Origin of the sequence: Mesorhizobium sp. B2-4-1 (assembly GCF_006442185.1) — a bacterium.
Lineage (GTDB): Bacteria > Pseudomonadota > Alphaproteobacteria > Rhizobiales > Rhizobiaceae > Mesorhizobium.
This window is the reverse complement of record NZ_VFVN01000001.1, coordinates 853,636-874,013: the sequence shown is the minus strand read 5'-3', so window position 1 is coordinate 874,013 and position 20,378 is coordinate 853,636. Positions and strand designations below refer to the sequence as shown.

General features: G+C 64.5%; 17 protein-coding genes. 9 read left to right on the top strand and 8 right to left on the bottom strand.

What is annotated here, in order from left to right:
* The first annotated feature begins 35 nt into the window (after positions 1-35).
* Positions 36-245, top strand: a complete 210-nt coding sequence (locus FJ949_RS04455) for a DUF680 domain-containing protein (RefSeq protein ID WP_140493372.1) — start codon at positions 36-38, stop codon at positions 243-245.
* A gap of 68 nt (positions 246-313) precedes the next feature.
* A complete protein-coding gene (locus FJ949_RS04450) occupies positions 314-1,273 on the top strand; it encodes an SDR family oxidoreductase (RefSeq protein ID WP_140493369.1) in 960 nt (319 codons plus the stop codon).
* A gap of 56 nt (positions 1,274-1,329) precedes the next feature.
* Here the strand turns inward: FJ949_RS04450 and FJ949_RS04445 are convergent, their stop codons facing one another.
* The 5 genes from FJ949_RS04445 to FJ949_RS04425 form a co-directional block, all read right to left on the bottom strand.
* Entirely contained in the window at positions 1,330-1,488 is a 159-nt protein-coding gene (locus FJ949_RS04445; RefSeq protein WP_140493366.1) for a DUF3309 family protein, read from the bottom strand.
* Positions 1,489-1,585: 97 nt separating this feature from the next.
* Positions 1,586-4,762 carry an efflux RND transporter permease subunit gene (locus FJ949_RS04440; protein WP_140493363.1) on the bottom strand — a complete coding sequence of 1,059 codons (3,177 nt, stop codon included), beginning with the start codon at positions 4,760-4,762 and terminating at the stop codon, positions 1,586-1,588.
* A 75-nt stretch (positions 4,763-4,837) separates the two neighbouring features.
* A complete protein-coding gene (locus FJ949_RS04435) occupies positions 4,838-6,013 on the bottom strand; it encodes an efflux RND transporter periplasmic adaptor subunit (protein ID WP_140493360.1) in 1,176 nt (391 codons plus the stop codon).
* Between the two features lie 773 nt (positions 6,014-6,786).
* Entirely contained in the window at positions 6,787-7,917 is a 1,131-nt protein-coding gene (locus FJ949_RS04430; RefSeq protein WP_140493357.1) for a patatin-like phospholipase family protein, read from the bottom strand.
* 212 nt (positions 7,918-8,129) lie between these two features.
* Positions 8,130-9,218: a citrate synthase/methylcitrate synthase gene (locus tag FJ949_RS04425; protein ID WP_140493354.1), complete on the bottom strand. Its 1,089-nt coding sequence runs from the start codon at positions 9,216-9,218 to the stop codon at positions 8,130-8,132.
* 91 nt (positions 9,219-9,309) lie between these two features.
* Between FJ949_RS04425 and FJ949_RS04420 the strand changes: the two genes are divergently transcribed.
* On the top strand, positions 9,310-10,452 hold the full coding sequence (locus FJ949_RS04420; RefSeq protein ID WP_140493351.1) for a citrate synthase: 1,143 nt from the start codon (positions 9,310-9,312) through the stop codon (positions 10,450-10,452).
* A gap of 24 nt (positions 10,453-10,476) precedes the next feature.
* Here FJ949_RS04420 and phaR read toward each other — a convergent pair whose 3' ends face one another.
* Together phaR and FJ949_RS04410 are read right to left on the bottom strand one after the other, a co-directional pair.
* Positions 10,477-11,085, bottom strand: a complete 609-nt coding sequence (gene phaR, locus FJ949_RS04415; protein WP_140493348.1) for a polyhydroxyalkanoate synthesis repressor PhaR — start codon at positions 11,083-11,085, stop codon at positions 10,477-10,479.
* A 117-nt stretch (positions 11,086-11,202) separates the two neighbouring features.
* Positions 11,203-11,400: a hypothetical protein gene (locus FJ949_RS04410; RefSeq protein ID WP_140493345.1), complete on the bottom strand. Its 198-nt coding sequence runs from the start codon at positions 11,398-11,400 to the stop codon at positions 11,203-11,205.
* On the opposite strand from FJ949_RS04410, the gene FJ949_RS04405 reads away from it, so the two are divergent.
* The 6 genes from FJ949_RS04405 (at position 11,381) to FJ949_RS04380 (ending at position 19,364) form a co-directional block, all read left to right on the top strand.
* Complete coding sequence (locus tag FJ949_RS04405) at positions 11,381-12,565, top strand: acetyl-CoA C-acetyltransferase (RefSeq protein ID WP_140493342.1); 1,185 nt, start codon at positions 11,381-11,383, stop codon at positions 12,563-12,565. The genes FJ949_RS04410 and FJ949_RS04405 overlap by 20 nt on opposite strands.
* Positions 12,566-12,684: 119 nt before the next feature.
* Positions 12,685-13,410: an acetoacetyl-CoA reductase gene (phbB, locus tag FJ949_RS04400; RefSeq protein ID WP_140493339.1), complete on the top strand. Its 726-nt coding sequence runs from the start codon at positions 12,685-12,687 to the stop codon at positions 13,408-13,410.
* 718 nt (positions 13,411-14,128) lie between these two features.
* Positions 14,129-17,461, top strand: coding sequence for a helicase-related protein (locus FJ949_RS04395; RefSeq protein WP_140493336.1), 3,333 nt, complete (start codon positions 14,129-14,131; stop codon positions 17,459-17,461).
* 14 nt (positions 17,462-17,475) lie between these two features.
* On the top strand, positions 17,476-17,871 hold the full coding sequence (locus FJ949_RS04390) for an RNA-binding S4 domain-containing protein (protein ID WP_224646527.1): 396 nt from the start codon (positions 17,476-17,478) through the stop codon (positions 17,869-17,871).
* A 205-nt stretch (positions 17,872-18,076) separates the two neighbouring features.
* On the top strand, positions 18,077-18,415 hold the full coding sequence (fdxA, locus tag FJ949_RS04385) for a ferredoxin FdxA (protein WP_140493333.1): 339 nt from the start codon (positions 18,077-18,079) through the stop codon (positions 18,413-18,415).
* 367 nt (positions 18,416-18,782) lie between these two features.
* On the top strand, positions 18,783-19,364 hold the full coding sequence (locus tag FJ949_RS04380; RefSeq protein WP_006327799.1) for a CarD family transcriptional regulator: 582 nt from the start codon (positions 18,783-18,785) through the stop codon (positions 19,362-19,364).
* Between the two features lie 101 nt (positions 19,365-19,465).
* Here the strand turns inward: FJ949_RS04380 and FJ949_RS04375 are convergent, their stop codons facing one another.
* Positions 19,466-20,374 (bottom strand): patatin-like phospholipase family protein, encoded by a 909-nt coding sequence (locus tag FJ949_RS04375; RefSeq protein ID WP_140493328.1) that lies wholly within the window; start codon positions 20,372-20,374, stop codon positions 19,466-19,468.
* Between the last annotated feature and the right edge of the window lie 4 nt (positions 20,375-20,378).

Genomic DNA, 20,378 nt, shown 5'->3' with positions numbered 1-20,378 from the left:
TACGCCCTGCAACAAGCCAACCAGGAGTAACCCAAATGACCAAGATTGCACTCACCGCCGCTGCCCTCCTCATCGCCGCCAACGCCGCTTTCGCAAGCAGCGACAAGTTCGGCTCGAACAATGCCAGCCAGACGCCTGTCGCCAGCAAAGACAAGACGATCACCACATCGATCGAGAAGTCGAATGCAATCATCCGGAAGCCGGTCGTCCAGGGCAGCAACCGCGACCTCTTCGGCAACCGCTGAACAGACGCCGAGATATCCCCAAGGCGGTGGGCTTGTCCCGTCGCTTCACAGCAAACAGGAGACGAAGAATGACCAAGATTGCAATCCTCGGCGCCAATGGCCGGCTCGGCCGCGTGGTCGCCAAGGCCTTCATCGATGCGGGCTATGATGTCCGCGCCATCACCCGCACCGGCAAGGTGCCGGCTGAGCTTGCAGGCGCGACGGCCGTCGCCGGCGATGCGCTGGACGGCGAGTCTCTGATCCGCGCCACGCAGGGCGTCGACATCATTTTCAACGGCCTGAACCCGATCTACACCGACTGGGGCAAGTGCCTGCCGATGGCCGAGAATGTCATGGCCGCCTGCCGCGCCAACGGCACGCTGCATCTCTTCCCCGGCACCATCTACAATTATGGCTCGCCGATGCCGGCGGTGATCACGGAAGACACGCCGTTCCACCCGACAACCGAGAAAGGGCGGATCCGCTGCGCCATGGAGGCGCTGTTCCGCCGTGAAGCTGAGGCGGGTCGGGTGCGCACGATCATTCTGCGCGCCGGCGATTTCTTCGGCGGCACCGGCAACGGCTCCTGGTTCGACCTCGTCGTGGCCGCCAAGATGAGCAAGGGCATCTACACTGCGCCCGGCCCGGCCGATCTGGTGCATGAATGGGCCTATCTGCCGGATTTCGCTGTCGGTTTCGTCGCGCTGACGCGCAACCTCGACAAGCTCGGCTCTTACGAGGCGCTGAATTTTCCGGGCCATGCCGTCACCGACATCGAGATCAAGACGGCCGCCGAAAAGGCGCTCGGACGCAAGCTGAAACTCAGCTTCATGCCCTGGTGGGTGCTGCGCGCCGGCAGCCCGTTCGTGGCGATGTGGCGCGAGATCGTCTCGATGTCCTATCTGCGCTTCGAAGCGCACCGGCTGGCCTCGGCGCGGCTGAACGAGATCATCGGTGAAATCCCGCACACCCCTCTGAACCAGGCGGTGCACGAAGCCTTGCAGGATATCGGCGTCGCCGTCGCGCCGGCCTGGCACCAAGCAGCGTGATTGCCGAGCGTGCCGAAAAGACGGGAACGGCGGGCTCGGCCGCAAATCGTTGCCAGTCAGATCCGGCCCATCAGAAGCAGGATAAGCACCACGACGAGGACGACGCCGACGATGCCCGACGGCCCGTAGCCCCAGGAGCGCGAATGCGGCCATGCCGGCACCGCGCCGATCAGGATCAGGATCAGGATGATGATGAGAATCGTGCTGATCGTCATTTTAGAGCCCTCGCCGTCTGGTTGAATCCGAGGGAACAATGCAAAAGGCCGCCCGGTAGTTCCCGGGCGGCCTTTTGACCTGCCTTGCGAAACCGCTCTATTCGGCGGCCTTCGGGAAGGCGACTGCCGGCTCGGCGTCGCCATCGGCCGCTGGCTCCTGCGGCGAGATCTCTCGCTTGCCGCGTCGCAACAGCCGGCTGAACCACCCTCGCCGCGCGCCGGGCTTGACCTTGGCGCGGGTGAACACCATCAGCATCGACGGCGTCACCACCAGCGTCAGCACGGTGGCGAAGGACAGGCCGAACACGATCGCCGACGACAGCGAAATCCACCACTGCGTCGAAGGCGCGTTGATCGTCGTCTCATGATGGAAGATCTCGAGACCGAGGCCGAAGGCGATCGGCAGCACGCCGAGGATAGCCGAAACCGCCGTCAGCACCACAGGGCGAGCACGCTCGCGGCAGGTCTGCAGCACAGCTTCCATCTTGTCCCAACCCTCCTCGCGCAGCCGGTCATAGGTGTCGATCAGCACGATGTTGTTGTTGACCACCACGCCGGCCAGCGCGATGACGCCGATGCCCGACATGACGATGCCGAACGCCTCGCCTGTCAGAAGCAGGCCCAGGAACACGCCGATCGTTGCCATGACCACGCAGGACAGCACCAGCCAGACGCTGGTGAACTTGTTGAACTGCGCCAGCAGCACCAGGAAGATCAGGAAGATCGCCGCGCCGAAGGCCTTGCTGAGGAAGGCGCTCGCTTCCGCGCTGTCCTCGTTGGAGCCGGCGAGCTTCCAGCGTATGCCGCTGCCGAGATCCATGTCCGAGACCGCCTTGGTCACCTGCTCCTGTACGGCGGCGACCTGCGCGCCGGCGGCGACATTGGCCTGCACCACCACGGTGCGCGCGCCGTCGATGCGGTTGAGGATGCCGACCGTCGGCTCGGGCTTGCGCACGACGAAATTCGAGATCGGCACCGATCCTTGCGACGTCTGCACCCTGAGTTCGTCGAGCGTCGACAGCGTGCGCCGGTCTTCCGGAAGGCGCAGGCGGATGTCGACGGCATCGTCGGCGCCCGCCGGCCGGTATTCCGACAGCTTCAAGCCGTTGGTCACCAGCTGCACCACGGTGCCGACCGAGGTCGGGCTGATGCCGTATTGGGCGGCCTTGGCGCGGTCGACCTCGAGCGCCCAGTCGACGCCGGGCGGCGGCAGGCCGTCCGAAATGTCGATGACGTTGGGCACCTTGGCGATCCGCGCCGCCACCGCGCGCGCCTTGTCGTCGAGCCCCTTGGGATCGGCGGCCGAAAGCCTGATCTGGATCGGCTTGCCGGTCGGCGGACCTGCCTCCGGCACGCGCACCTCGACATCGACGCCGGGAATGCCGGCCATGACGCCGCGCAGGTCGCTGAGGATCTGGTTGGCGGACTTGCGCTCGCGCCAGTCGACGAATTCGTACTGGATCACGCCGACGACGTCCTCGGGAATGTCCTGGCCGCCGCCCTGAGTCTTGCCGGCGCGTGTATAGACCGATTTCACGCCCGGCCAGCCGAGCAGCCTGTTCTCCGCCGTCCTGGTGGCGGCATCCATCTCGGCCAGCGAAAGATTGCCGCGCGCATGCACGTAGAGCAGGCCGTAGTCCGGCTCGACGCTGGGGAAGAACTCGACGCCGGCGCCGTATTTCGAATAGGCGTAGCCGACGCCGAACAGCAGCGCCACGGTGAGCACCAGGACGGTGATCGGGAAGCGCACCGCCTGCTTGACGATGGCCATGTACCAGCCGTCGCGGTTGTCGTCCTCGTGATGCTTCGGCGCCTTGGCGAAGATCGCGCCCAGCGTCGGCGCGAACACCAGCGCATAGAGCATCGAGGCCGACAGCGTGACGATCAGCGTGATCGGCATGTATTTCATGAAGTCGCCGATGATGCCGGGCCAGAACAGCAGCGGCGAGAACGCGGCGATGCGCGTCATCGTCGCCGCGATAACCGGGCCGGCCATGCGCTTGGCGGCGAGCGCGAAGGCATCCGCCTTCGGCATGCCTTCGCTCATGCGCCGCTCGGCGAACTCGGTGACGATGATGGCGTCGTCGACCAGCATGCCGACAGCCAGGATGAGGCTGAACAGCACGATCATGTTGATCGTGTAGCCCATCATGGCAAGCAGCAATATGCCGATCAGGAAGGACGATGGTATGGCCAGCCCGATGAGCAGCGAGGCGCGGCCCGACAGCGCGTAGAGAATGACGATGAACACCAGGATCACGGCGATCATGACGTGGTTCTGGAGGTCACCCAAGAGCTGGTTGACGAAGACCGACTTGTCCTGCGTGTAGGTGACATGCATGCCTTCGGGCATCGTCTTGATGAAGGTGTCGGACACCTCCCTGACATGGTTCAGCGTGTCGATCAGGTTGGCGCCGATGCGCTTCTTCACCTCGATGGCGATGGCCGGCTTGCCGTCGAGGCGAGTGACCGTCTCGGCGTCCTTGAAGGTCGAGCGTATGGTGGCGATGTCCTTGGCCTGCACCACGGCGTTGGGTGTGGCGACGACCGGCAGGTTGGCCACGTCCTCGGGCGTCTCGATCAGCGACGGCACCTTGACCGCGTATTTGCCTTCCGAGCCTTCGAGATTGCCGGCGGCGACCAGGCTGTTGGAGGCGCCGACGCCTTGCATCAGCTGGTCGAGCTGCAGCCCGTAGGAGGACAGCTTCACCGGATCGATGACCACTTCGACCAGATCGTCGCGCGCGCCCTGCAGCGAGCCTTCCAGCACGCCCGGTACCTCTTCGATACGGTCGCGCAGTTCGCGCGCAGCCGCCGTCAGCACGCGCTCCGGCACGTCGCCCGACAGAGTGACGACGAGGACCGGAAACTCGGAAACGTTGACCTCGTTGACCGTCGGCTCCTCGGCCGCCTGCGGCAGGTCGGCCTTGGCGTCCTGCACCTTGCTGCGCGTGTCCTGGAGCGCCGTGGCCAGATTGGTCTGCGGCTGGAACTCGACAAGCACGTAGCCGCCGCCCTGGAAGGCGGCCGAGCGCATCTCCTTGAGGCCCTTCAGGCTCTTCAGCTTGCTTTCCATCGGCCGCAGGAGAAGGCGTTCCGAATCCTCCGGCGAAATGCCCTGGTAGATCAGGCTGATATACATCATCGGGATCGGAACGTCGGGTTCCGCTTCCTTGGGCGTCGACTGATAGGCGACCCAGCCCGCCGCCAGCAGGAACAGCAGGGCGGATATTGTGAGGCGGGCGTTGTGGATTGCGAGTCTGACGATATCCATGACTTGATGCCTGCTGTTTCTTCGGAAGCGGCGAACTGGCGGGAGGCGCCGGAGATCCCGACGCCGGGCTTTGCGCTACTGCGTACCGGCGGTGGCTTCGCCGATCAGCTTGTTGATGGTCGCCTGGTCGGCCTCGACGGGCTTGACGATATCGCCTTCCTTCACCAGTTCCTGGCCGGCGACAATGATGCGCGCATCTTTCGGAATTCCGCCGAGCACGAGACCGTTCGGCGTGTCGTCCACCAGGTCGATCGGGTAGAAGGCCACCTTGTCGTCGCTGCCGACGGCGCGGATGCCGAGATCGCCCTTGTCACCCAGCGTCACCACCGAACGCGGCAGCAGAACCGCGTCGGTCGGCTCGGCGCTGAGCGTGATCTCGGCCGTCATACCGGCGGGGATGCTGCCATCCGCATTTGGGATCGCCACTTCGACACGGAAGGTGCGGGTCTGGGAGGAGGCGTCGCGGCTGATATACCGCACGGTGCCGGTGACCTTCTGGTCGTTGACCAGGCGCACATTGGCCTCTTCGCCGATCTTGATGTAGCGCAGGTCGCGTTCGCTGATTTCGCCGCGGGCGATCACCGGATCGAGCTTGAGGATGGTCGCCACCTCGCCGCCTTGCATGACCGAGCTGCCGAGTTCCACCGGCACCCTGTCGATGACGCCGTCGAACGGCGCCTTGACCTCGTTGCGGTCGAGCTCAGCCTGCGCGGTCTCCAGCATCGATTGCGCCGAGGTCAAATTCGAGCGCGCCGTGTCGAGCTGCAGCTTCGGCAGATTGCCGGTCTTGGCCAGCCGTTCGGCGGCGTCGAGCTCGGCCTTGCGTTGCGCCAGCAACTGCTTGGCGTTGTCGACATTCGAGATTTTCTCTTCGGCCGCCAGCATCAGAACCAGATCGCCCGTCTTGACGTGCTGGCCTTGGCTGACCGGCAGTTTGTCGATGACACCGGCGACGCGCGTTGCCAGCACCGCCCGCTTGTCGGCCTCGGTCAACCCCGAAATGCGGATAGCGCGCGCATAGGTCTTGCGCGGCGGCGTCACCACCGCGACGGTGCGCGGCGCGGCTTTCGGCTCGGCTTGCGCCGTGTTCGGCTTGCCGGCCTCCGGCGTCTTGGCCTTTTCGGCCTCTGCCGCCCTCTGGGCGTCGGCGGCGGCACTGCCAACGGATGAAAACTCGCCCGTCGCCATCCAGGCGGCGAAACCGATGAGCACAACAATGGCAGCAAGCTTGTGAAACCTGATTTTCGGCATCGTCGTTTTTTCCACTGCGGGGTTTGGCCGGGACTGCGTCCTCCTCGAGGAGCGCGTCGCCGATATGGGTGCGCGCCAGGCCGTGTTCAAATTGCCGTGATCGGCGAAGCGCGCTTCTACATCAAGTTTGCAACGCAATATAGTCGGAAAGTTGCAGCAGCATTGCGAAGCTGGACAGAGTATAGCCGTCGCGAAGCATTTTTTTGCCCAAAATAGGGTGCGGCTTTAGCGGGGCTCGTTGGCGACCGATGATCGGCCGTTGAAGGCCCGGTGCCGCCGGGCCTGCGTCTGCTCTCGGAGGCACGACGCCGGCGCGAGGCGATTTTCAACCCCACGCGGGTTTCGAGCACGATGATAACCTCGGCCTGACGGACCATCCCGGCGTGCGACATTTCACGCAACACACTGGAATTGTTTGAAGAACGGACCGTTCAACTCTGATCCAGATCGTCGTTCCCTGGTCAAGCCGGATGCTCCAGGAGCGAGGACGGGTCGCCTCGATGCGTCTGCTCCATCGCGTTCCGCCGTCTAGGCTTGAGACATGATATAGCCTCGAACAAAACGCCTGCTGGTGCTGTTCGTGGCAGTATTCCTCGCCCACAGTCACCGTTCCGGATACGGTCGAGGGAGGGCGCCCAACAGCGGCGCCCGCACGACACTGGCAGCAGGCGTCAGCATGATGATGCGCGCCTCACACGCGATGGTTGTTGCTGGCGCCGGAAGGAACTTGCTGGCACCGCGCGGCAGATCACGCCCGTGTGACGGATGCGGGTTCAGGCCCGGCGACGCTCCGCTTCGGGGTTCTTGCGCGCGGCCAGGAATTCCTTCACCCGTCGGCCAGGTGCCGGACCCCGCACCGGCTTGAAGCCGTCGTCGAGCTCGCCGGAGAGGTCGAGCGTCGGCCGCTTGCCGACGGCATCGTAGTTCTCCTCCAGCCAGTCGCTGGCGGCGGTGCGGCCAAGATCGCGCAGATAGGCCAGGAATGCCCATTCGGCATTGACCTTCGATGATGCCGACAGGTCCTTGAAGGCCTCATCGGCGTCGATGCGGTGCATGCGGATGTCCCGGTACTCGCCCCGCGGCAGGCGGCCGGCGGCGATCAGTTCCTTGACGAAGGCGCTCGAACGGAATTCGCGCAGCAGCCCGGCGTTGAAGGTGATCTCGTCGATGCGGTTCTGGATCTCATTGGCGCTTTTGGGCGTTCCCTCGCGCACGACCGGATTGATCTGCACCAAAAGCACGTCCTCGGTGGCAGCCGTCTTGAAGAACGGATAGAGCGCCGGATTGCCGCCATAACCGCCATCCCAATAGGGCACGCCCTTGATCTCGACGGCGCGGAACAGTTGCGGCAGGCAGGCCGAGGCCATCACTGTGTCGAGGTCGATCTCGCCATCGGAAAACACCCGCAACTGCCCTGTCTCGACATTGGTGGCCGAGATGAACAGTTCCATCGACTTGCAGGCGCGTACATTGTCGAAATCGATCCCCTGCGCGACCACGTCGCGCAGCGGATTGAGGCCGAGCGGGTTGGCGACATAGGGCGAGAACACGCGCGACATGGTGTCGAAGAAGACATAACCCGGCGTGTTCTCGATCGACCAATTGCCCCAGGCGACGTCCCACGGCATGCGCTGCACCGGGCTGAACCGGCCCTTCGCCGCCACCGCATGCCAGAAGTCGTCGAGCTTCTTGCGCGCGCCTTCGACGCCGCCGCGAACGAAGCCGTCGGCCAGCGCCACCGCGTTCATCGCGCCCGCGCTTGTGCCGGACACCGCTGCGATCTCCAGCCGGCCATCCTCCAGAAGCCGGTCGAGCACGCCCCAGGAAAAAGCCCCGTGGGAACCGCCGCCCTGAAGCGCGATGTTGATCTTCTTTACTTCCTCCGCCTTGCCGTTCTTCGTCATGCGTTCCTGTCGATCCCGGTGCCTGACTTATTGCGTGCCCGGGAATCGGGACGTCACCGTCACGGCAGACCTATGTTGCAGTGCAGCATATAAGGACACACCAAGGCAAGAACACGAGCACGGTCGCGTGATCGCATGAAATTTCGATCATGCGGAAACACCCTCCGCCTTGTGGCGGAGGGCGCGGTGTATCTTCCAAACAGGTTTGATGCTCAGGCGACGAGGTCCGGCATCGGTCCGACATAGCGCGACAGCGGCCGGATCAGCCGTCCCGTCGTCTGCTGCTCGCGCGCATGCGCGACCCAACCGGCGACGCGCCCGGCCGCGAAGACATTGCTGAAGGCTTGGCTGGGAAAACCCGCCGCTTCCAACACCAGCGCGGTGTAGAACTCGACATTGGTCTGCAGCGAGCGCTGCGGCTTGGCAATCCGAAGCACATGGAGCGCCGTCTGTTCGACTGTCTCGGCGAAGGCCAGCCGGCGACCGGTCTCGCCCTCGCCGCCGAGCTGCCGCACCACCGCCTTCAGCACATCGGCGCGCGGATCGCGCACGCGGTAGATGCGGTGGCCGAAGCCCATGATGCGTTCACCACGCGCGATCTCGCCGCGCAGCCAGCCGGCGGCGTCGCCATGCGCCTGGATGGCGTCGAGCATCTCGATGACAGGGCCGGGCGCGCCGCCATGCAGCGGCCCCTTAAGCGCGCCGAGGCCAGCCAGCACCGACGATGTCAGCCCGGCCTGCGTCGAGGCGACGATGCGCGTGGCGAAGGTCGAGGCATTGAGGCCGTGGTCGCAGACGGTCACGAGGTAAGTGTCGAGTGCCCTTGCCAGAGCCGGCGTCGGCACGGAACCGTCGAGCATCCTCAGCATATCGGCGGCATGATCGGCCCTCCCATCCGGCGCGACCGGCTGCTCGCCGCGCCGCAGGCGCAACAGCGCCGGCGTCAGCACGGCGGGCGCCGCGATCAGCCCAAGCGCGTCCGTCAGCGTCTCGCCGTCAGGCAGCAACGCCATGCCGGCACGCATGGCGCTATAGACGTCGAGCGGCGCCAGCAGGGGCAGGCAAGACAAGAGCCGGTCGAACACCTCGACGCGCGCCTGGCCCAGTCTCGCGGCCAGTTCCGCGTCTCCGGGAAGGTCGTAGAAGAAGCCGTCGAGAAGCAGGCGAACGACCTGCGGATAGTTCCATCGCCCGGCCAGTTCCGGCAGGGAGTACCCCCGGATCGTCAAGCGGCCGCCCAGCCCATCCACGTCGGACAGCACCGTTTCCGCCGCCACCACATCATCGAGCCCGTTCGCCATGGCTTTGTCTCCTTGAGCTTTTCCGACACTAAGGATAAGGATGGGCAACACGCGCATCAATCTTGATCAACATAATCAATATGGGACCGACATGTCCGAATGGCTGCCGCGGGACGAGGCGCTGGAACGGCTCAAGGTGCGGCCGCAGACGCTCTACGCCTATGTCAGTCGCGGGCGCATCGGCATGCGCCCGGACAGTGCCGATCCACGCCGCAGCCAATATCGCGCCGACGATATCGCGGCCCTGATGATGCGAAGAGAGCGCGGACGCAGCCCATCGGCCATCGCCGAAAGCGCCATCGCCTGGGGCGAACCCTCGCTCGTCACCTCGATCTCGACCGTTTCGCACGGCCACCTTGTCTATCGGGGCCGCGACGCCGTTGCGCTGTCCGAACATGCCACGCTCGAAGAGACCGCCGCCGTGCTGTGGGCCCTGCCTGAGCCGGTGGGTTTCGAGGCTCCGGCCTCGGATCAATCCCAACAACTCGGCCGAGCCCCGGCCTTCATGCAACTTGCCATGCTCGCCGGCCAGGGGCGGCCTTCACTAGGGCGCGGCGCCGCCTCGCTGTGCGCCGACGCCGCGCGCGCGATCGGCGTGCTGGCCGGCGCTCTTGGCGCCTCGGCGGGATCAGATCCGGTGCACATGCGGTTGGCGCGAGGCTGGTCGGTGGATGAAGGCGGGGCGCAGGCTATCCGGCGCGCCCTTGTGCTGCTTGCCGATCACGAACTCAACGCATCGACCTTCGCGGCGCGCGTCGCGGCCTCGACCGGAGCCTCGCCCGCCGCCTGCCTGCTCGCGGGTCTGGCGACACTTTCCGGTCCGCGGCACGGTGGCGCCGGCGAGGCGGTGATGCAACTCGCGGACGATGCGGCGCGGCACGGCGCCGATGCGGCGATCCGGCGCTGGCTCGGCCATGACAGGCCTTTGCCAGCGTTCGGCCATCCGCTCTATCCCGAAGGCGATCCCCGCGCCACGGCGCTTTTGGCGGCCATCGACAACACCGACAGAACATTGCGATCGCTGGAAATCGCCGCCATTGCCGCGACCGGCGCCCGCCCGAACGTCGACTTTGCCCTGGCCGTTCTGACGCGCAGCCTCGACCTGCCGCGCGATGCGCCGTTCCAGCTGTTCGCGCTTGGGCGCAGCGTTGGCTGGGCCGCCCACATGGTCGAACAGGCAATGAGCGGCGGCAGCATCAGGCCGCGCGGTCGCTATGAGGGATTATTGCCGTAGGATCGGAAGAAAAGCGCTGCGCGCTCACGACATGGTGTCGAGCTTGCGCTGCATGGCCGCGATCTGGTCCTTCAACTGCTGCAGATCGTCGGGTTTTTCCGGCGTTTCCTTCCTGGCCGGTTCGGCGGGGGCCGCCGCAGGTGCCGAGCCTGCCGGCGGGAAAGGCGTGAACAGCCGCATGGCATTCTGGAACATTTCCATGTTGCGGCGCGTCTGCTCCTCCAGCGCCTTGATCGGCGTGGCCATCTTCATCATGTCGAGTGGTGACTTGCCGATGGCGCCCTTCATCTGCTCGCGGAAGCGCTCCTGTTCCTTGGAGAAGGCGATCATCGACTGTTCGAGGAAGCTCGGCACGATCATCTGCATCTGGTCGCCGTAGAAGGCGATCAACTGGCGCAGGAACGGGATCGGCAGCATGTTCTGCCCGTCCTTGTTCTCCAATTCGAAGATGATCTGGGTCAGAACCGGATGCGTGATGTCGTCGCCGGTCTTGGCGTCCTGCACCGTGAACTCTTCGCCCTTCTTGACCATTTCGGCCAGGTCCTCGAGCGTCACATAGGTGCTGGTGCCGGTGTTGTAGAGCCGGCGATTGGCATATTTCTTGATGACGATCGGATCGTCTTTCGCAGCCATCTGCATCCTCCCCGGACACCGGCGCGCCTGAGTAAGCCGCCGGTAACGATTGCGCCCGTTCAAAGGATATGCGCAAAAGCGTCACAATTCCAAGCAGTTTGTGCAGTGCGGGATTAATTATCGCTGCATGGCCGGTGAAATATGCTGCGCAGCAGCGGACAGCTTGATGTCGCGGCCATGCGCAGCTTGCTTGCGACGCATGGGTGCCCTGCCGATTTCCGGTTTGACTCGGGGTTGGGAAAGGGCAAGAAAAGTCTTCAATGACAGAACATCAGCTTGAAGTTTGGAGAACAGAATGCCCGCTTCCAATGCCATCGTCGTCGCCAGCGCGGCGCGCACACCGGTCGGTTCCTTCAACGGCGCTTTCGCCGCCACCCCGGCTCACGAGCTTGGCGCCGTCGTCGTAAGGGAATTGTTGTCGCGCGCCGGCGTCGAGGCGGCCGAAGTCGACGAGGTCATTCTTGGCCAGGTGCTGACCGCGGCCCAAGGGCAGAACCCCGCCCGCCAAGCTTCAATCCTCGCCGGGCTGCCCAGGGAGACCACCGCCTGGGGCCTCAACCAGGTGTGCGGCTCGGGCCTGCGCGCCATCGCGCTCGGCATGCAGCAGATCGCCACCGGCGATGCCAAGGTGGTTGTCGCCGGCGGCCAGGAATCGATGTCGATGTCGCCGCACGCCCAGCATCTGCGCGCTGGCGTCAAGATGGGCGACTACAAGATGATCGACACCATGATCAAGGATGGACTGTGGGATGCCTTTAATGGCTATCACATGGGCAACACGGCCGAGAACGTCGCCCGCCAGTTCCAGATCACCCGCGAGGACCAGGACCAGTTCGCGCTGGCCTCGCAGAACAAGGCCGAGGCCGCGCAGAAGGCCGGCCGGTTCAAGGACGAGATCGTCGCCTTCACCATCAAGGGCAAGAAGGGCGATACAATTGTCGACCAGGACGAATACATCCGCCATGGCGCGACGCTGGATGCCATGACCAAACTGAAGCCGGCCTTCGACAAGGACGGCACTGTGACCGCCGCCAATGCCTCCGGCATCAACGACGGCGCCGCCGGCGCGCTTTTGATGAGCGAAGCGGAAGCTGCCAGGCGGGGCATCACCCCGCTGGCGCGCATCGTCTCCTGGGCGACCGCGGGCGTTGACCCGGCGATCATGGGCACCGGTCCGATTCCCGCCTCGCGAAAAGCGCTGGAAAAGGCCGGCTGGTCGGTCGGCGATCTCGACCTGATCGAGGCCAACGAGGCTTTCGCCGCGCAGGCCTGCGCGGTCAACAAGGACATGGGCTGGGATCCCTCGATCGTCAACGTCAATGGTGGCGCCATCGCCATCGGTCATCCGATCGGCGCCTCTGGCGCGCGCATTTTCAACACGCTGGTCCACGAGATGCGCCGAAGAGGTGCCAAGAAGGGTCTCTCCACCCTGTGCATCGGCGGCGGCATGGGCGTCGCCATGTGCGTCGAAGCGCTCTAAAAGAGAAGTGAATGGGGAGTAGCGAATAGGGAAGAACGGCGTCGGCGCAATGGGATATCTGATCCCTGCTCGTCATTCGCTACTCCCTGTTCACTCTCCCAACCAAAGGGAGGGAGCGCATGACCAAGGTTGCAATCGTCACGGGCGGATCGCGCGGCATCGGCGCGGCAATATCGATGGCGCTGAAGGAAGCCGGCTATTCGGTTGCCGCCAACTACGCCGGCAATGATGAGGCGGCGAGCAAGTTCACGGCCACAACCGGCATCAAGACCTACAAATGGTCGGTCGCCGACTACGACGCCTGCGCCGCCGGCATCAAGCAGGTCGAGGCCGATCTGGGCCCGGTCGCGGTGCTGGTCAACAATGCCGGCATCACGCGCGACGCCATGTTCCACAAGCTGACGCGTGAGCAGTGGAAGGAGGTCATCGACACCAATCTCTCCGGCGTTTTCAACATGACGCATCCGCTGTGGAGCGGCATGCGCGACCGCAAGTTCGGCCGCGTCATCACCATCTCCTCCATCAATGGCCAGAAGGGCCAGGCCGGGCAGGTCAACTACTCCGCGGCCAAGGCCGGCGACATCGGTTTCTCGAAGGCTCTGGCCCAGGAAGGAGCCCGCGCGGGCATCACCGTCAACATCATCTGCCCAGGCTATATCGCCACCGAAATGGTCCGGGCGATCGATGAGAAGGTGCTCAACGAACGCATCATCCCGCTAATCCCGGTCGGGCGCCTCGGCGAGCCGGAGGAGATCGCGCGCTGCGTCGTCTTCCTCGCCTCCGAGGACGCCGGCTTCATCACGGGATCGACCATCACCGCCAATGGCGGCCAGTACTTCGCCTGAGGTCTCGCCGGGCTGCCGGCTTCCCGGTGCCGATTGAAGGAGGGCTCGTTCGCCATCCGCTTCGGATGTCCGTGACGCCGTCCGATGACGGCTGTCGGCCTGCTGTTCCAATCCGGCACGCAAAGGTTAATGGCGGCAGCGGGTATTGTGCAAAACTGCCTGGATAAGCTGTGCATTGTCGGTGGAAAACCTGTGCGCAACACTACATCTTGTCGTGAACAAACAGGGAAAATCCCGACATCGCCGATTCGTCGCCCTTTCGTTCCATGTTTGGCCGCAATGTTAACGAGAGCAGTTGCAATCGCCTATCAAACTGTTAATTTCTATTAAGAAAGTTCAACAATTTCATAAGCTTGGATGAAGCAAGGCGGGCTGCCACACGGCTTTGCCAGCGAAAGTTAACGGCGGCTCTCGCCTAGCATGAAACGGGCCAATTCCGTGATTCAGCATGTGGTAAGGATCATCAGCCAAAACTCCAGATCTAGCCGTGAACAAAACCTGAATCCGGGCGAGTCAGCGATTCGTCGCCGATTCGTTCCAGACTCGTTCCAACCCTCAATCAGCAGCCGAACCGAAGCTCGACGGAGGTGACTTCGAACCGCCAGCGGAACATTCCGCTTTCGCTTCGCGCCTGAAATCCCTATGTGTCGCCTGTCATACGCGCCACCCGAGGCGTGCTCCCGACAATGAGAGGCCAGAAAGCCTTATTTCCGAGCCGATGAACATCCATCCGAAACCCACCGAGCCGCTGATCCTATCGGGTCGCGACGTGACTGCCGTGCTTGGGCCGACCAACACAGGCAAGACCCATCTCGCCATCGAGCGCATGGTGGCGCATGAAAGCGGCATCATCGGCCTGCCGCTCAGGCTCTTGGCGCGAGAGGTCTACACCCGCGTCTGCGAAAAGGTCGGTGCCCACAAGGTGGCGCTCATCACCGGCGAGGAGAAGATCCAGCCGCCAGGCGCCAGATATTCGGTCTGTACCGTCGAAGCCATGCCGCGCGAGACCGATGCCGCCTTCGTCGCCATCGACGAGGTGCAGCTTGCCGGGGACCTCGAGCGCGGCCACATCTTCACCGACCGCATCCTGCATCTGCGCGGCCGCCAGGAGACGCTGCTGCTCGGCGCCGCCACCATGCACGGCATCTTGCAGCGCCTGTTGAAAGGCGTCTCGGTGGTGACACGACCGCGGCTGTCACATCTGGCCTATGCCGGTTCGAAGAAGCTGACCCGCTTGCCCCGGCGCACAGCGATCGTCGCCTTCTCCGCCGACGAGGTCTATGCCATCGCCGAACTGATCCGCCGCCAGCAGGGCGGTGCGGCCGTCGTGCTTGGCGCGCTCTCGCCCCGCACCCGCAACGCCCAGGTGGCGCTGTTTCAGTCGGGCGACGTCGACTATCTCGTCGCCACCGATGCCATCGGCATGGGCCTTAACCTCGATCTCGACCATGTCGCCTTCGCCCAGAACCGCAAGTTCGACGGCTATCAGTATCGCAACCTGACGGCGGCCGAACTTGGCCAGATCGCCGGGCGCGCCGGCCGGCACCTGCGCGACGGCACCTTTGGCGTCACCGGCCAGGTCGACCCGCTGGACGAGGAATTGGTCAAGAAGATCGAAAGCCACGACTTCGACCCCGTGAAGGTTCTGCAGTGGCGCACAGCGCGTTTCAATTTCGCCAGCCTCGACGCGCTGAAGCGCTCGATCGAGACCAATGCCCCGGTGGAAGGCCTGACCCGTGCGCTGCCGGCAGTCGATGCGCAGGCGCTTGAGCACCTGTCGCGTGACGAGGACATCAGGGCGCTCGCCACCGACGCAAGGCGCGTCGCGCTGCTGTGGGAGGCCTGCGCGCTCCCCGACTACCGCAAGATAGCGCCGGCCCAGCACGCCGACCTCATTGCGTCGATCTACATGGACCTCGCCAGGCATGGCCATGTCGACGAGAATTACATGGCCGAGCAGGTGCGCCGCGCCGACACCACCGAGGGCGACATCGATACGCTGTCGCATCGCATCGCCCAGATCCGCACCTGGACATTCGTGTCGAACCGGCCCGGCTGGCTGGCCGATCAGGCACACTGGCAGGAAAAGACGCGCGAAATCGAAGACAGATTGTCGGATGCGCTGCATGAGCGGTTGACGAAACGCTTCGTAGACCGCAGGACTTCCGTCCTCATGCGGCGCCTTAGAGAAAATACCATGCCTGAAGCCGAAATAAGCCCAACCGGAACCGTCCTCGTCGAAGGCCACCATGTCGGCGAGTTGCAGGGGTTCCGTTTCACCGCCGATCAGAGCGCTGGCGGCGAAGACGCCAAGGCCGTGCGCGCGGCCGCCCAGAAGGCGCTGGCGGCGGAGTTCGAGGCACGCGCCGAACGCTTCGGCGCCTGCGCCAATGGCGACATCGCGCTCGGTTCCGACGGCACGCTGCGCTGGATCGGCGCGCCGATCGGCACGCTTGTTGCCGGCGAGGACGCGCTGAAGCCGCGCCTGGTGCTTTTGGCCGATGAACAGCTGACCGGCCCGGCGCGTGACAAGGTCGCGGCGCGTGCCGAGCGCTTCGTCAATTTCCAGATCGAATCCCTGCTGAAGCCGCTGGTCGATTTGAAGAATGCCGAGCAGATATCGGGTATCGGCCGCGGCATCGCCTTCCAGCTGGTCGAGAATTTCGGCCTTATCAATCGCCGCGACATCGCCGAGGAGATGAAGTCGCTCGACCAGGAAGGCCGCGCGGCATTGCGCCGGCTGGGCGTGCGCTTCGGCGCCTATCATGTCTTCGTGCCGGCGCTGATCAAGCCGGCGCCCGCGGGATTGGTGACGTTGCTGTGGGCGCTGAAAAACGACGGCAAGGACAAGCCCGGCTTCGGCGACGTCGTCCATGCGCTGGCATCGGGCCGCACCTCGGTGGTCATCGATCCGGCTTTCGACAAGGCCTTCTACAAGCTTGCCGGCTACCGCAATCTCGGCCGCCGCGCCGTGCGCATCGACATTCTGGAACGGCTGGCCGACCTGATCCGCCCGGCGACCAACTGGAAGCCCGGCCTCGGCCAGCGTCCGGATGGCGCCTATGACGGCCAGTCTTTCATGGTGACGCCGCCGATGATGTCGATTCTCGGCGCCACGGCCGATGACATGGAAGAAATCCTGAAAGGTCTTGGCTACCGTGCCGAGCCGAAGCCGGCGGCCGAAGTCAAGGCACGGCTGGAAGCGCAGGACAATGCCGCCCGGGAAGCCGTGGCGGCCAAGCTGGCAGCGGAAGAGGCCGCGCGCGCCGAGCAGGCCAAGGCGGCGGAGGCGGCTGCGACGGACACGCCTGAGGAGACATCGGCGGAAGATCCGCAAACTGCGACTGCCCAGACCGCCGTCGAAATTCCTGCTGAACCCATTGCGGAAGCGGCCGAAACTGTTGCGGAAGAACAACCCGAAGTTCCAGCCGAAGCGACGCAAGAGGTTGCGCCTGTAGCAGAAGCCGTGCCTGAGACTTCTGCCGCCGAAAGCGCCGACGCTCTCACCTCCCCCTCCACGGGGGAGGTCGCGGAGCGAAGCGAGGGGGGTGACAGCGCCGACGCTCCCCAACAGGGACAGGATGAAGCCGGCGTGCCCGCCGCGGAAGCCGAAGAGCCTAAGCCGATCCTGTTGTGGCGGCAGGGCCGCTTCGACCAGCGGCCTCGTCACCGTCACCACGAGAACCGCGCCCGGCCGCGCAACGGCCAGGCGGCGCGCTCCGATGCCCCGGCGGATGCCGCTGTCGGCCAGCCCGGCACCCGGCCCGCCCATGAAGGGCGCCGCGATGGCGCCGGCAAGCCACGTTTCGATCGCTCGAAGTTCAAGCCCAGGCCGCAAGGCGAAGGCGGGGAACGGCGGGAGGGAAAGCCGCAGGGCGAGCGTTCTGACCGCCGTGAGGGCCGGCCGGGCGGCAGGCCGGAAGGCAAGGGCGGCCCGCAAGGCGGCAAACCCTCGTTTCAGGCAAAACCGCGCGAGGAGCGCCCGGTGCGCTTCGATCCCGACTCTCCCTTCGCCAAGCTCGCCGCTTTGCGCGACCAGCTGAAGAAATAGCCGCACAGGATCCGATGGTCGCCCCGATGGCCACCGACCGCCAGCGTATCGACAAATGGCTGTTCTTCTCGCGCGCGGTGAAATCGCGCTCGCTGGCCGCCAAACTGGTCGTGGCCGGCCGGGTGCGCATCAATCGCGACAAAGCAGCGCAGGCCTCCGACCTGGTCAAGCCTGGCGACGTCCTGACCATCACGCTGGAGCGGCGCATCTTCATCTGGAAGGTGCTCGATGCGGGAAGCCGGCGCGGCCCCGCCGTGGAGGCACGCACGCTCTACGAAGACATCTCGCCGCCTGCCGCACCGACGGGCGAGGCGCCTCCCGACGCGATCCCAGGGCTGCGCGAGGCCGGAAGCGGCCGCCCGACGAAGAAGGAGCGCCGCGAGACCGACCGCTTGCTTGGCGACGACTGACCGCCGGTGCACGGAGGCATGTATGTTCTTCCACACCGCCGACACAACGGTCCGAGCACATGACCGATGCCCGCCATTGCCGACCCGTTGGAATTCCATTCCCGGCAATGCGGACATGGCCGGAATGGCCGCCCTTGCAAGCGAGCGCCAAAGGCGTTACCTCACGGAAAAAGCCAACAAAAACGGGACGTCCCGGAGCAGATCGATGACCTATGTCGTGACCGACAATTGCATCAAATGCAAATATATGGACTGCATCGAGGTCTGTCCGGTCGACTGTTTCTACGAGGGCGAGAACATGCTCGTCATCCATCCCGACGAGTGCATTGACTGCGGTGTCTGCGAACCGGAATGCCCCGCCGACGCGATCAAGCCCGATACTGAGTCGGGCCTCGACAAATGGCTGCAGATAAACACCGAATACGCTGAGAAATGGCCTAATATCACCGCCAAGAAGGAGCCGCCGGCCGACGCCAAGGCCTTCGATGGCGAGGCCGGCAAGTTCGAGAAATATTTCTCGGCTGAACCCGGAGAAGGCGACTGACAGCGCTGCCGTTTCAACCGGCATGACGTGGCGTAAGAGGTACGGCCTATTAACCGCCTTGACAGGCGGCGTGAACCTGTGGCCTTCGCTTATGCAGCAAAACCTTGATTCTTCCGACTTTTTGTGTTACATGAGCGAAACATGCCGGTGACACAACGTCGATTTATGGCGCTAACGCCCCAAATCACTGAAAGGTGAAAATCCCATATCGGACCAGAGCGATCTGGGCCAGGTGATCGCAATCGTGCGGTTTGCCGGTCCCGGCTTTTCCGGTGGGTTCATCTGTTGTGCGGCTAATGATCGGTAACCCGATCGCGCGAGTTCAGCCGGCACCGCCGCCGGCCCACAACAAGGAGTTCAGGGCGTAATGGCAACGATCACCCCGCAGAAGAAGTCCACCGCTGCACGTCACGGTTTCAAGACCGGCGAGTACATCGTCTATCCGGCGCATGGTGTCGGCCAGATCGTCTCGATCGACGAGCAGGAAGTGGCCGGGCACAAGCTGGAACTGTTCGTCATCGATTTCCAGAAGGACAAGATGCGCCTCAAGGTGCCGGTCGCCAAGGCAACCTCGATCGGCATGCGCAAGCTGTCGGAAGAGGATTATGTCGAACGCGCACTGAAGGTCGTGCAAGGCCGCGCCCGCGTCAAGCGCACCATGTGGTCGCGTCGCGCGCAGGAATATGATGCCAAGATCAATTCCGGCGACCTGATCTCGATCTCGGAAGTTGTTCGCGACCTCTACCGCGCCGACAACCAGCCGGAGCAGTCCTATTCCGAACGCCAGCTCTACGAAGCCGCGCTCGACCGCATGGCCCGCGAGATCGCCGCTGTCAACCGCATGTCGGAAACCGAAGCCGTGCGTTTGATCGAGGTCAATCTCAACAAGGGCCCTAAGCGCGGCGCCAAGGCCGACAATGAGGAAGCCGAGCAGGAAGAAGCTGCCTGAGGCCTTGCGCCTTTTGAGTTTTTGAAAAACCCGGCCTTGCGCCGGGTTTTTTGTTGCAGGCAATATTTGGAAAGTTAGTGCACGCCCTCGGCGTGCAATCGTCACAGGAACGTTACGCGGGTCGCTTCCTTCTTGCCTTGGGCGAAACCGGCACGGGCCGCGGGGATGCGGGTCGCCAGATCCATCTGGTTGGTGCCCATTGCGGCGCGGGAATCGACGTCAGGCGTGATCACCACCACCCGGCTGCCCTGCTGGCGCAGGGCTTCGACCTCGCTTGCAAGGTCCGCGCCCGGCGGTCTGCGCAGGCCCTCGAACTGGCCTTCCGGTAGCGGCCCGCTCCGTCCGCTGAACGGCGAGAGTACGATCACGTTCGCATAGCCCGAGGCAAGGTCGGCATTATCGGCGGAGCGCACGCCACCCGAGATGTAGCGGACGCCATTGATGCTGTGCGTGGGCCCCGCACCGGGCAGCGCGGTGCTCGCGGTGGCCGCGTCAACCAATTCGACGCCGGAATCGCGGTCGAACGCAGCTAGTTCACCGGTAAGCGCGTCGACGGCCACCAAGATCATCGGCCTTTCCGGCCATTCATGGCGAGGCAATCTGGCGGCGACCAGCGCGCGCCGCTGTTTGGCCACTTCAGGTCCGAATTTGGCATCGCTCTCCAATCCGAATGCGCCCATCGCCCGTTGCAGATCGGCTGCCGAGGTAGCGGCGGCGGAAATGGAACGCATCCGCTCGAACACACTATCCATCGACGGGAACGGCGGTTGACGGCTCTGTCCGGCCGGTTGAACCGGCAGCGGGGACAGCACCGCGGCCAACAGTTCGCCCGGCGGTATGCCGCTGCGCACCTGCACTGCCGCATTGGCGCCTGCCGAGGTTCCGATCACCAGATCGGCGGCCTCGGTCAGATCGACACCAGTGTCGGCGAGGCCCGCGATGATGCCGATCAGCCAGGCATTTCCGGCGGCCCCGCCACCACCGAGAACAAGAGCAACGTTGCGAACCATCGGC

Bases quoted from the DNA above. Each gene is read 5' to 3' on its own strand.
- FJ949_RS04455 (WP_140493372.1), top strand. From the start codon at position 36: ATGACCAAGATTGCACTCACCGCCGCTGCCCTCCTCATCGCCGCCAAC.
- FJ949_RS04450 (WP_140493369.1), top strand. From the start codon at position 314: ATGACCAAGATTGCAATCCTCGGCGCCAATGGCCGGCTCGGCCGCGTG.
- FJ949_RS04445 (WP_140493366.1), bottom strand. From the start codon at position 1,488: ATGACGATCAGCACGATTCTCATCATCATCCTGATCCTGATCCTGATC.
- FJ949_RS04440 (WP_140493363.1), bottom strand. From the start codon at position 4,762: ATGGATATCGTCAGACTCGCAATCCACAACGCCCGCCTCACAATATCC.
- FJ949_RS04435 (WP_140493360.1), bottom strand. From the start codon at position 6,013: ATGCCGAAAATCAGGTTTCACAAGCTTGCTGCCATTGTTGTGCTCATC.
- FJ949_RS04430 (WP_140493357.1), bottom strand. From the start codon at position 7,917: ATGACGAAGAACGGCAAGGCGGAGGAAGTAAAGAAGATCAACATCGCG.
- FJ949_RS04425 (WP_140493354.1), bottom strand. From the start codon at position 9,218: ATGGCGAACGGGCTCGATGATGTGGTGGCGGCGGAAACGGTGCTGTCC.
- FJ949_RS04420 (WP_140493351.1), top strand. From the start codon at position 9,310: ATGTCCGAATGGCTGCCGCGGGACGAGGCGCTGGAACGGCTCAAGGTG.
- phaR (WP_140493348.1), bottom strand. From the start codon at position 11,085: ATGGCTGCGAAAGACGATCCGATCGTCATCAAGAAATATGCCAATCGC.
- FJ949_RS04405 (WP_140493342.1), top strand. From the start codon at position 11,381: ATGCCCGCTTCCAATGCCATCGTCGTCGCCAGCGCGGCGCGCACACCG.
- FJ949_RS04410 (WP_140493345.1), bottom strand. From the start codon at position 11,400: ATGGCATTGGAAGCGGGCATTCTGTTCTCCAAACTTCAAGCTGATGTT.
- phbB (WP_140493339.1), top strand. From the start codon at position 12,685: ATGACCAAGGTTGCAATCGTCACGGGCGGATCGCGCGGCATCGGCGCG.
- FJ949_RS04395 (WP_140493336.1), top strand. From the start codon at position 14,129: ATGAACATCCATCCGAAACCCACCGAGCCGCTGATCCTATCGGGTCGC.
- FJ949_RS04390 (WP_224646527.1), top strand. From the start codon at position 17,476: ATGGTCGCCCCGATGGCCACCGACCGCCAGCGTATCGACAAATGGCTG.
- fdxA (WP_140493333.1), top strand. From the start codon at position 18,077: ATGACCTATGTCGTGACCGACAATTGCATCAAATGCAAATATATGGAC.
- FJ949_RS04380 (WP_006327799.1), top strand. From the start codon at position 18,783: ATGGCAACGATCACCCCGCAGAAGAAGTCCACCGCTGCACGTCACGGT.
- FJ949_RS04375 (WP_140493328.1), bottom strand. From the start codon at position 20,374: ATGGTTCGCAACGTTGCTCTTGTTCTCGGTGGTGGCGGGGCCGCCGGA.